General features: G+C 68.1%; 8 protein-coding genes and 1 pseudogene. 3 read left to right on the top strand and 6 right to left on the bottom strand.

The window, feature by feature from the left end; translation table 11 throughout:
- Position 1: 1 nt before the first annotated feature.
- Positions 2-1,282: a glycoside hydrolase family 130 protein gene (locus VNR91_RS02115; protein WP_325489141.1), complete on the top strand. Its 1,281-nt coding sequence runs from the start codon at positions 2-4 to the stop codon at positions 1,280-1,282.
- Between the two features lie 184 nt (positions 1,283-1,466).
- Here VNR91_RS02115 and VNR91_RS02110 read toward each other — a convergent pair whose 3' ends face one another.
- The 6 genes from VNR91_RS02110 to VNR91_RS02085 form a co-directional block, all read right to left on the bottom strand.
- Positions 1,467-3,491, bottom strand: a complete 2,025-nt coding sequence (locus tag VNR91_RS02110; RefSeq protein ID WP_325489140.1) for an OPT family oligopeptide transporter — start codon at positions 3,489-3,491, stop codon at positions 1,467-1,469.
- Positions 3,492-3,549: 58 nt separating this feature from the next.
- Positions 3,550-4,773, bottom strand: a complete 1,224-nt coding sequence (locus VNR91_RS02105; protein ID WP_325489139.1) for a M20 family metallopeptidase — start codon at positions 4,771-4,773, stop codon at positions 3,550-3,552.
- Between the two features lie 163 nt (positions 4,774-4,936).
- Complete coding sequence (locus tag VNR91_RS02100; protein ID WP_325489138.1) at positions 4,937-6,607, bottom strand: helicase HerA-like domain-containing protein; 1,671 nt, start codon at positions 6,605-6,607, stop codon at positions 4,937-4,939.
- Between the two features lie 125 nt (positions 6,608-6,732).
- Entirely contained in the window at positions 6,733-8,274 is a 1,542-nt protein-coding gene (locus VNR91_RS02095) for a Do family serine endopeptidase (protein WP_325489137.1), read from the bottom strand.
- 144 nt (positions 8,275-8,418) lie between these two features.
- A complete protein-coding gene (locus VNR91_RS02090; RefSeq protein WP_325489136.1) occupies positions 8,419-9,282 on the bottom strand; it encodes a protease modulator HflC in 864 nt (287 codons plus the stop codon).
- The gene (locus tag VNR91_RS02085) at positions 9,282-10,409 is read right to left on the bottom strand and encodes a protease modulator HflK (protein WP_325489135.1); all 1,128 of its coding nucleotides are present in this window, start codon (positions 10,407-10,409) and stop codon (positions 9,282-9,284) included. The genes VNR91_RS02090 and VNR91_RS02085 overlap by 1 nt, the downstream gene beginning before the upstream one ends.
- Positions 10,410-10,479: 70 nt before the next feature.
- Between VNR91_RS02085 and VNR91_RS02080 the strand changes: the two genes are divergently transcribed.
- Positions 10,480-11,412, top strand: a complete 933-nt coding sequence (locus VNR91_RS02080; protein WP_325489134.1) for an Mrp/NBP35 family ATP-binding protein — start codon at positions 10,480-10,482, stop codon at positions 11,410-11,412.
- Positions 11,413-11,418: 6 nt separating this feature from the next.
- Positions 11,419-11,506 (top strand): annotated as a pseudogene (locus tag VNR91_RS02075) (CoA-binding protein); the annotation flags it as partial.

The following is an 11,506-nucleotide window of genomic DNA, read 5'->3' as shown; positions in this document are numbered from 1 at the left end:
TTTGCTAGAATTGTTCAACCACGCGTTGCGGCTGCACGCCGATCCCTCCCGCGTGGTGGTCCGTCCGTTCCATATCGGCTGGGCGGCGACCAGCGGCGCGCCCAGCCGTACCGAACGGATCGTCAGCGCGGTGCTGGCGATGAGCGCGCGCCAGACTCATGATTCGCTGGAGGCGGTGCTCAAGGATTTCGAGGCGCGCCACTGGCAGACCCGTCGCGTGTTCATGACCCGCTATGACGAGATCGAGGCCCAGCTCGGGCTCGACGGGCGCGACATCGGCGATGAGAAGCGCCAACTGATCGGCGCCTATTTCTGCCACGAATACAGCTATGCCGCCGCCGCGCTGATGAACCCCAGCGTGGTGCCGCATTACGACCAGAGCGGAATGCCGCGCGGATCGCTGCGCTTCCTGATGTCGATGCGCGCGGTCGGCGAGGGGCACATCAGCTCGGTCGCGTTCCGGGAGGGGATCATCACCGCCGGCAACCAGCTCAAGCTGGCCGCTGAACCGCCCTTCGCCACCGCCGCCGACGTGCTGGGCGAGGAGGCGGAGGTGCCGGTGGGGCCGGTGACGGTCCACCGCCACCGCGATTCGACGCTGTCGGGCACCGTCATCTTCCCGGTCACCGCCGCCCAGTCGAAGGGGCTGGAAGACCTCCGGCTCGTCCAGTTCACCCACGACGACGGCCGTACGGAATGGATCGGCACGTACACCGCCTATAACGGTGAGCGCATCCAGTCCGAGTTGATGCGGACCAGCGATTTCCGCGCGTTCGATCTGGTGCCGATGTCGGGATCGGCGGCGCGCAACAAGGGCATGGCGCTGTTCCCGCGCAAGGTGGGCGGCCAGTACATGATGATCGGCCGCCAGGATGGCGAGAACATCTACATCATCACCTCCGACCGGCTCGACCATTGGGACGAGGGGCAGATCCTGATCAAGCCGATCTATCCCTGGGAACTGGTGCAGATGGGCAATTGCGGCCCGCCGATCGAGCTGGAGGAGGGCTGGCTGCTGCTGACCCACGGCGTCGGCGCGATGCGCAAATATGCGATCGGCGCGACGCTGCTCGACAAGAACGATCCGTCAAAGGTGATCGGCCGCACCCGCGAACCGCTGATCGCCCCGGCCGATCAGGACCGGGAGGGCTATGTGCCCAACGTGGTCTACACCTGCGGGGCGCTGCGCCACGGCGACAAGATCTTCCTGCCTTATGGCATCGCCGATTCGTCGATCGGGTTCGCCTTCGTCCCGATAAAATCGCTGCTGGAGCAGATGTAGGCGCGTTCGGCGCGCGACGCCCAGCGCCCGTCCAGCTACGTCATCACTCCCGCGCGGCCGGGAATCGGTTTCTCCGGCCGACGTAGGATTCGCCACCACCCGCGACAATCCATCCCCGCCTGCGCGGGAATGACGGTCCACCTGTGACGACCGCTCAGGTCAGGCCACGGAACCGCCGCCCTCGCTAGCGATAGCTCGCCCCGCCCTCATCCGCAGCAGTTTCGGCGACAGCCGGCGTCGCGCGCACCAGCGCGCGGGTCATCCGATAGCCGATCGCGATCAGGACAAAGAATAGCAGCGGCGCGACCCACAGCGCGATCGTCTCAAACCCATCGCCCATGATCGCCAGCGGCGCGTCATTGGGCGGGACCGGCGAATGGCGGTTGGCCCACGCCAGGATTCCGGCGAACGCAACCCCGAACAGGCTCTCGCCGACGATCAGCCCGGTCGCGGTGAGCACGCCCATCCGCTCGGCAAAGGCGGGGTTGGCCGACCGCTCGGCCCAACGGTTGTAGAAATGGCCGATCAGCGCGCCGACCGGGATCAGCAGCGTCAGTCCCATCGGCAGGTAGATCCCCATCCCCACCGCCAGCGGCGGCAGGCGCATCTTCTTCGCCTTGCCCAGCAGTTCGTCGACCACGATCACCGCCGCGCCGATCAGCGCGCCCAGCCCAATCAGATTCCAGTCGATGTCGCCGCCCAGCACCCCCTTGGCCAGCGACGAGATCAGCGCCGCCTGCGGCGCGGACAGCGCGTTGGGTCCGGCGCCGGGCATCCCGACGAAGCCGAGCGTGTTCTTGAGCAGATCGAGCACCACGGGAATCGCCAGGGATCCGAACACCACGCCCAGGATCAGCGCAAGCTGCTGCCGCCACGGCGTCGCCCCGACGAGCTGGCCGGTCTTGAGATCCTGAAGGTTGTCGTTGGAGATCGTCGCGACCGAAAAGATGATCGCGGTGGTGAACAGCGCATAGGCGACCAGCGCGTTGACCCGCGCCGGATCGCTCTCATGCCCGAAGATCGCCACGAGCAGCAGCGACGCGCCCAGCACCGCCAGGATGCCGACCCCGGACACCGGCGAGTTCGACGCGCCGATCAGCCCGGCCATGTAGCCGCAGATCGCGGCGATCAGCACGCCGATCACCAGCACATAGGCGAGCGATCCCCCGATCACCGCCAGCGGATAGTCGTGCACCGGGCCGCCGAACGAAAAGCTCCACAATAGCCACGCGATCGGCACCAGCGTCGCCAGCACGGCGACGCCGACGATGCCGATCGGGATATCGCGCTCGGTCAGGTCGAGGGCCTCGCCCGCGTTGCGCGCGCGCGACGCGCCCAGCGCCGATCGCAGCCCGGCGATGATCGGCCCGATGATCTTGAGCAGCGACCAGATCGCCGCCACGCCGATCGTCCCCGCACCGACGAACCGCACCTGGCTGCGGAAGGTGGTGCCGACCAGCGCGTCGACCGCCGACAGGTCGCCGCCGGAGGCGAACCACGGCACCAGCACCACCCACGCGATCAACATGCCGAAGAACATCGCCGCGCCGACCGAGATGCCGACCAGGTGCCCGACCCCGATCAGCAGCATCGACCAGCTGGTCGACCAGCCCGTCGCCGTGCCGCCGACCGCGAAGTTGCGCCCGGCCTCCTCCGCCACCAGCTTCATCTTGGCCAGCAGCGCGAACCCGGCGGAAAACGCCGTGCCGAGCATCAGCACGCGCAGCCCGCGCGCGTTCTCCGCATCGCCGGTGCCCGAGCTCGAGCCGACCTTGAGCACCTCCGCCGCCGCGACGCCCTCGGGATAGGGCAGGTTCGATCCGGTCACCAGCGCACGACGCAGCGGCACGGAGAACATCACCCCCAGCACGCCGCCGGTGATGCACACCGCCACCGTCGTCCAATAGGGGAAGCCGGTCCACCAGCCGACCATGATCAGGCCGGGCAGCACGAACACGATCGCCGCCAGCGTGCCAGCCGCCGACGCGATCGTCTGGACGATGTTGTTCTCCAGGATCGAGCTGTCGCGGAACGATCGCAGGATCGCCATCGACACCACCGCCGCCGGGATCGATGTCGCGAAGGTCAGCCCGACCTTCAGCCCGGCATAGACGTTGGCGGCGGTGAACAGCAGCGTGATGATCGCGCCAAGCACGATGCCGCGCACCGTGAGTTCGCGCAGCGGGCGGGGTTCGGTGGTGGTAGCCATCGCGGCAAGTTGGCACAAATCGGGGGACGAGGCGAAATGAATCGAAGGCCCGCCGCCCTTAGCCGAACCCATCCTCCAGGAAGCGCGCGGCAAAGGCGCAGTGAAGCGCGACGCCCCTTGCCATCACCGACTCTTCGATGGTCATGCGAGTATTGTGCAGCGGCGGCGCGGTGGCCGGATCGACATCCTCCGCCGCGACCCCCAGGAACGCCATAGCGCCCGGCACCTCACGCAGGACATAGGAGAAATCCTCACCGCCCATGATCGGCGCGGGGACGGTGCGCCAGCCGCGCCCGCCAAGATCCTCGGCGATGCCGCGCACCAGATCGACCGCGCGCGGATCGTTCATCGTCACCGGATAGCCCTCGTCGATCCGCACCTCGGCGGTGCAGCCGTGGGCCTGTGCGATATGGTCGGCGATCCGCCGCAGCCCGGCCTGCGCCTTGTCGCGGGTGGCGTTGGACAGGGTGCGCAGCGTGCCCTTCAGCTCGACCTGATCGGGGACGATATTATAGGCGGAACCGGCGTCGATCCGCGTGATCGACAGCACCGCCGGGTCGGTCACCGGGATCTGCCGCGCGACAAAGGTCGACAGCGCGGTGACAATCTCGCACGCGACCGGGATCGGATCGACCCCCTCATGCGGCATCGCGGCATGGCCGCCCTGTCCGCGCACGGTGATGTTGAGCGCGTCGGTCGAGGCGAGCAACGGCCCCGGCCGCCCGAGCACGACCCCGCCCGGCGCGTTCGGCCAGATGTGCAGCGCAAAGGCGGCGTCGGGGCGCTCGACGTCGAGCAGCCCGTCCTCGATCATGAAGCGGGCGCCGTGGTACCCCTCCTCGCCCGGCTGGAACATGAACACCACCGTCCCCGGCAGCGATTCGCGCCGCGCCGACAGCGCGCGGGCGGCGCCGACCAGCATCGCGGCGTGCGAATCATGGCCGCAGGCGTGCATCGTGTTCGGTACCCGGCTGGCATAGTCGAGCCCGGTCTCCTCCGGCATCGGCAGCGCATCCATGTCGCCGCGCAACAGCACGGTGCGGCCGTTATCACCCTTCCCGCCCGCGCCGCCGCCACGCAGGATCGCGATAAAGCCGCTGGTCGAGGAGGATTCGTGAATCTCCAGTGGCAGCCCGTCCAGCGCCGCGCGCAGCTTCGCGGTGGTGCGGGTACAGTGGAGGCCGACTTCGGGGTCGGCGTGGATCGCGCGGCGCAGCGCGACGATCTCGTCGAGTTCGGCGGCACCGGCGGCGGTCCAGTCGGTGGCGAGCGGGGCGTTCATCGGCGGCGACTCCGGTGCAAAGCGGTATTCTAGAAGCTGTCTGACGCAAATAGAACGTTATTCCCGCGCAGGCGGGAATCGGTTCCGGTCAACCGGCGTGAGGCTGAAAATGTTGAATGGCAACGGATTCCCGCCTGCGCGGGAATGACGATGATTCGTCGCGTCACCCCCGGAACAATCCCCCCAGCACGCCGCGCACCAGCCCGCCGACGATGCCGCCGCCGCGCGAGGAGCGCGAGCTGCCGAAAACCGCCTTGGTCACCTCGTTCGCCACCGCGCGGCCGGCGGCGGAGCTGGCGGAACGGGTCGCGGAGGTTATCGCCTTGTTCCACGGATTGTTCGCCGCGTCACGTTCGGCCTGACGCTGCGCCTGCGCCGCCGCCCGCGCCTGGCGATCCGCGTCCTTTTCCGCCGCGATCCGGGCACGCTCGGCATCCTTGGCGGCGGCGGCATCGGCCTTGGCCTGCAACGCGGCCGATTTTTCCGCGTCGTCCTGCGCCTTGGCGGCGGCGGCGGCAGCAGCGGCCTCCCCCGATTTGGCCGCCAGGATCTCCTCGGCCGATTCGCGGTTGATCGCGGTGTCGTATTTACTGCCGATCGCGTCGGTCTGGATCAGCACTCCGCGCTCGACCGGCGTGACCGGGCCGACGCGCGAGCACGGCGGCTTGATCAGCGTGCGCTCGACAGGCGCCGGCGCGCCATCGGGCTGGAGCAGCGACACGAGCGCCTCGCCCACCGCCAATTCGGTGATCGCGGTGACCACGTCGACGCCGGGGTTGGCACGGAACGTCTGCGCCGCCGCCTTGACCGCCTGCTGATCGCGCGGCGTGAAGGCGTTCAATTTGTGCTGCACGCGGTTGTTGAGCTGCGCGGCGACCGTATCGGGGATGTCGATCGGGTTCTGGGTGATGAAATAGACGCCGACGCCCTTCGATCGAATCAGGCGGACGACCTGCTCGACCTTTTCCAGCAGCGCCTTGGGCGTGTCGTTGAACAGCAGATGCGCTTCGTCGAAGAAGAACGCCAGCTTGGGCTTGTCCGGGTCGCCGACCTCGGGCAGCGTCTCGAACAGTTCGGACAGCAGCCACAGCAGGAAGGTCGAATAGAGCTTCGGGCTGGCCATCAGCTTGTCGGCCGCCAGGATGTTGACGATGCCGCGTCCCTTGTCGTCGACACCGATGAAATCGGCCATGTCCAGCGCCGGCTCGCCGAAGAAATGCTCGCCGCCCTGCGACCGCAACTGGAGCAGCGCGCGCTGGATCGCGCCGACCGACTGCTTGCTGACGTTGCCGTAGGTGGTGGTCAGTTCCTCGGCCCGTTCGGCGCAATGCGCGAGCATCGCCTGAAGATCGTCAAGGTCGAGCAGCAGCAGCCCGTCCTTGTCGGCGACGTGGAAGGCGATGTTGAGCACGCCTTCCTGCACCTCGTTCAGGTCCATCAGCCGCGACAGCAGCAGCGGTCCCATCTCGCTGATCGTGGTGCGGATCGGGTGGCCCTGTTCGCCGAACAGGTCCCAGAACTGCACCGGATTGTCGGCATAGGCCCAGTCGCTCAGCCCGATCTGCTGCGCGCGCGCGGCGAAGCTGTCGTGGGTCTTGGCCTGCGGCGATCCGGCCATCGCGAGGCCCGACAGGTCGCCCTTCACGTCGGCGACGAAGCACGCGACGCCGTTCGCGGAAAACCCCTCGACGATGCCCTGCAACGTCACCGTCTTGCCGGTGCCGGTCGCGCCCGCGATCAGCCCGTGGCGGTTGGCGCGCTTGAGCACGAGGTCCTGGCGGACGCCGGCGGCGCTGCTGCCGATATAAATCGAATTGGGCGTCGAATCGGACATGGGCGATCCCCTCTGGTTGCGGCGACAGCGATACCGAAGATCGCCGCCGGGCCAAAGGGGCACGGCGACACCGCCGCCGCGACGCGTGGCCCCTCCCCCGACTGGCGGGGGAGGGGCCAACCGCATCAGTTTTTGATCTTCACCGCGATGAAGCCGCCGTTACCACGCGGCCGCTGGATATACAGCAGCACCGTGTCGCGGCCCGCCTGGCTGGCGGTACGGACAGCGGCGTTGAACTCCGCCGCGGTCGTCACCGGCTGGCGATTGACCGACACCACCACGTCGCCGCGACGCAGGCCCTTGTTGGCCGCCGCGTCGCTGCCGGGATCGGCGCTGGCGATGACCACGCCGCGCGTCGCCGGATCGACGCCCAGGTTGCGCGCGATCTGCGGGGTGAGCGGCACCACCTGCAGGCCCAGCGCGGCGCTGGCCGACTGGCCGTTGCCGTCATCGTCGGGCAATCCGTCGTTATCGTCGTCGCCCGAGGTAAAGGCGGCGATCTGATCCTCCGGCGGGCGCGTCCCCACCGTCGCGGTCAGCGTCAGCGGCTTGCCGTCGCGGATCACAGACAGCGGCACCTTGGTGCCCGGCGCCTGATTGGCGACGAGATAGCTCAGCGTCTGGTCGGGGGTGACTTCCTTGCCGCCGACCGAGACGACGACGTCACCCTGCTTCAACCCGGCCTTCTCCGCCGCCTCGCCCGGCTCGATCCGGCTGATCAGCTCGCCGCGATTCTTGGGCAGCCCCAGCGCCGATGCGATGCCGTCGTCGATCGGCTGGATGCCGACGCCCAGATAGCCGCGCTGCACCGTCTGGCCCTTCAGCAGCGTGTCGATAATCGGCTTGGCTTCCTCCGCCGGTATCGCGAAGCCGATGCCGACGTTGGCACCGGTCGGCGACAGGATCTGCGAATTGATGCCGATCACGTTGCCGTTCAGGTCGAACATCGGACCGCCCGAGTTGCCCTGGTTGATCGACGCGTCGGTCTGGATGAAGCGGCTGGCGTCGCCCGATGTCGTGCGGTGGACCGCCGAAATGATCCCGGCCGTCACCGTCGATCCGATGCCGAACGGCTGGCCGATCGCGACCACCCAGTCGCCGACGCGGGCGGCGGCGGAATCGCCCCATTTGACGAACGGCAGGTTGGCGCCCTCGATCTTGAGCAGCGCCAGGTCCGAACGCGGATCGCGGCCGATCAGCTTGGCCTTGAATTCACGGCGATCGGTCAGTGTGACGGTGATCGATTCGACCACCGCCGTCTTCGATCCGGCCGAAATGACGTGGTTGTTGGTGACGACATAGCCGTCGGGCGAGATGATGAAGCCCGAACCGAGCGACTGCGCCTCACGCGTCACCGGGCGGCCACCGTTCTGACCGCCCTGCCCGCCCGGACCAAAGCCGAACATGTCGCCGAACGGAGTGCCGGCGAACGGGTTGGCCTGCTGATTCACGGTCACGCGCTGGGTGGTCGAGATGTTGACCACCGCCGGCTGAAGCTTCGCCACCATGTCGGCAAAGCTCATCGGCGCGCCGACACGGGGGGCGGTGGCGGTGATGGCGCCCGGCTCGTTCTGCGCGGTCTGCGCGCCGGCCGGCGGCTGGAGCGTCATCGAGGCGGCGGCGCCGCCGACAAGAAGCGCTGCGGTAAGGGCGTAGGCGTAACGCACTTTTGGTATTCCTCTCGAGCTCGAATGGATGTGGAGCGACCCTGAACTTCGACGACCTAATGACGACTACAATGCTGAACGCTCACTGAAGATGAACGGTTCGACAGCGAATGACGCGTTTTTCATCTTCCGCCGTCGATCGCGTCAACGCCCCTGGAACTCGCGCAGATAGCCGTTCTGCGGGCTCAGGATGATCGAGCTGCCACCGCGTCCTTCATCCGCGCCGCCATCAGCGCCGAACGTGTAGCGGTACGACTGCATCGCGCGGTAGAAATCATAGAAGCGCGGATCCTTGCCGAACGCGTCGGCGTAGATCTTCGCCGCCTGCGCATCGGCATCGGCGCGGACGATCTGCGCGTTGCGCTGCCCCTGCGCGCGGATGGTCAGCGCCTGCTGCTGGCGCGCCGTGCGCATCCGCAGGAACGCGCTTTCCAGCGGGCTGCCGGTCGGCAGGTCGGCGTGCTTGATCCGCACGTCGACGATCTGGACGCCGTACTGGCTGGCGTTGCGCTGCAACCGTTCCTGGATATCGTCCATCACCTTGCCGCGTTCGGGCGACAGCAGCACCGCGAAATCGACCTTGCCCAGTTCGGCGCGCAGCGCGGAGCTGAACAGCGGCTGGAGCGCGGAGGTGACGCCATCGACGCTGCGCGCGGTCACCACCATGCGCAGCGGATCGATCACGCGGAACCGCGCATAGGCATCGACCTGAAGCCGGAGCTGATCGGTCGACAGCACCGGCTGATCGTCGAGATCGACGTCGAGCACGCGCTTGTCGATCCACACGATCTGATCGATGAACGGCACGCGCGCGATCAGGCCGGCGCCGGTGTGGCCGAATTCCTGCCCGGCCTTCCACGCGTTGATCGGCTTGCCCACCGGCACGCCAAACCGCAGGATCACCGCCTGCCGCGTCTCAGGCACGATCGCGAAAGTGCTGGCCATCACGATAAGCGCGGCGAGCAGCAGCACGCCCGCGACGATCGGATTACGGAGCCGGATCGGCATCAATTGGCTCCCTGCTGGACGGCGGGCGGCGTCGTGGCGGCCGCGCCGGCATCGGGTATGGTCCGCCGCGCCGCCTCAGGCAGCGGCAGATAGGGCGTCACGCCCGGCGCCTCGACGATGGTCTTGTTCGACTTGGCGAGCACCGCCTCCATCGTCTCATAGTAAAGCCGGCGCTTGGTCACCTCGGGCGACAGCTTGTACTGTTCGTAGATCTTGTCGAACTGCGCCGCCTCACCCTGCGCGCGGGCGATCACCTGCTGGGCATAGGCGCGCGAGTTGTTCAGGTTGGCCTGCGCCTCCTGCTGCGCGGCGGAAACCGCCTTGAAGTCGTCGTTGACCGCGTCTGGCGGATCGGCCTTGCTGATCGCCACGCCCTGGATGCGAACGCCCGAATTATAATCGTCGAGGATCTGCTGCATCGCCTGCTGCACCCGCGCCTCGATCACGGTGCGGCCGCGGCCCAGTGCCTGGTCGAGCGTAACGTCGGCGACGACGCCGCGCATCGCGCTTTCCGCGGTCGCGCGCACCGTCTCGGTCGGCTGGCGGATCTGGAAGACGTAATCCTGCGGATTGCCGATGTTCCAGCGCACCTGATACGCCAGGTTGATGATGTTCTGGTCGCCGGTCAGCATCAGGTTTTCGCCGCCGGTGCCCGACGGGAAATTCTCTTCGCGGATGTTCTGGACGTCGACCTTGGTCACGTTGTTGAACGGCGCCGGCAGCGTCATGTGGACGCCCGGCTCCAGCACCCCGGCATAGCGACCGAAGAAGGTCACCACGCCGCGTTCCTGCGGCGCGATCTGCCACACGCTGGTGAACAACAGCCACACCGCGAGGATCAGGCCGATGCCGATCAGCACCACACTGCGTCCCGGCACGCCGGGCAGATTGGGGCCGCCGCCGCCGCGCGCGCGCTTCAGCAGGTCGTCCAGCGCGCTCGACGCGCCCGGCTTCGCGCGGCGACCGTTGGGCGGATAGGACCAGGGGTTGCGCGGGCCGCCGCCCTTGCCCGAATCATCGCCCTTGTCCGAATCGTCACCGCCGGAGGCCTTGCCGCCCCAGGGGTTCTTGGGCGGATCGCTGTGGAGGACGTGGCCGAACGCGCGCCACCCCGATAAAATGCTCATGCCTGCCTTTATAGGTGGCGATCCGCGGAAAAACAGTGGCACCGAGCGAACGGCGCCCTAAGTGCCACGGATGGACACCATTCCCGACCTGCCCCCCCGTGTTTCCGGTCGCCTGAAGGACGGGCGCGCGACATTGATGATCGACGTCACCGGACTCGATCCGGCGCAGGCCGACGCGCTGGAGGCCGAGGCGCGCGCGCGGGTGACCGGCACGGCAGAGGTGCGCGTGCTGCGGACGAGCGAACGCACCGCCCGCCGGCTGGTCGCCGTCGCCAGCGGCAAGGGCGGCGTGGGCAAGTCGACCGTCTCCGCCAACCTCGCGGTGGCGCTCGCCCGCCGAGGGCGCAAGGCCGGGCTGGTCGACGCCGACATCTACGGCCCGTCGCAGCCGCGCCTGCTCGGCGCCGATCCGGTCCCGCCCGATGCGCGTGACAACAAGATGATCCCGGTGGCCACCCCTGCCGGCGTCCCGCTGCTGTCGATGGGGATGCTGGTGCCGGCGGGACAGGCGATCGCGTGGCGCGGGCCGATGGCGGGCAACGCGCTGGGCCAGCTGATCGACGCGCATTGGGGCGACGTCGATCCGCTGATCCTCGATCTGCCGCCGGGCACCGGTGACATCCAGTTGACGATGGTGCAGAAGCACAAGCCGGTCGGCGCGATGATCGTGTCGACGCCGCAGGATCTGGCGCTGATCGACGCGGCACGCGCGATCGATCTGTTCAACAAGGCCGGGGTGCCGATCATCGGCCTGGTCGAGAATATGGCCGGCTATGCCTGCCCGCATTGCGGCGAGGTCTCCGATCCGTTCGGCAGCGGCGGCGCCGAGGCGGAAGCAGCGCGGCTGGGCATCGATTTCCTCGGCCGCATCCCGCTCAGCATCGCGATCCGGCGTGATTCGGATGCGGGCCTGCCCCCCGCCGCCGGGAACGGCCCGGACGCGGCGGCGTTCGATGCTGTGGCGGGCGCGGTCGACAGCTGGCTGCGCGCCCACGGAGGATGAAACGACATGCCGCTGACCCGTGACGAGGATATCAAGGCGCTGCTCGAAAGCGCCCGCACCATAGCCTTGGTGGGTGCGTCGGATCGGCCCGACC

Source organism: Sphingomonas sp., assembly GCF_035555815.1.
GTDB lineage: Bacteria > Pseudomonadota > Alphaproteobacteria > Sphingomonadales > Sphingomonadaceae > Sphingomonas.
Note: the sequence above shows the minus strand (reverse complement) of the source record. Positions and strands in the feature narration are given on the sequence as shown.

Coding starts and splice junctions, on each gene's coding strand:
- VNR91_RS02110 (WP_325489140.1), bottom strand. CDS start 3,491: ATGGCTACCACCACCGAACCCCGCCCGCTGCGCGAACTCACGGTGCGC.
- VNR91_RS02105 (WP_325489139.1), bottom strand. CDS start 4,773: ATGAACGCCCCGCTCGCCACCGACTGGACCGCCGCCGGTGCCGCCGAA.
- VNR91_RS02100 (WP_325489138.1), bottom strand. CDS start 6,607: ATGTCCGATTCGACGCCCAATTCGATTTATATCGGCAGCAGCGCCGCC.
- VNR91_RS02090 (WP_325489136.1), bottom strand. CDS start 9,282: ATGCCGATCCGGCTCCGTAATCCGATCGTCGCGGGCGTGCTGCTGCTC.
- VNR91_RS02085 (WP_325489135.1), bottom strand. CDS start 10,409: ATGAGCATTTTATCGGGGTGGCGCGCGTTCGGCCACGTCCTCCACAGC.
- VNR91_RS02080 (WP_325489134.1), top strand. CDS start 10,480: ATGGACACCATTCCCGACCTGCCCCCCCGTGTTTCCGGTCGCCTGAAG.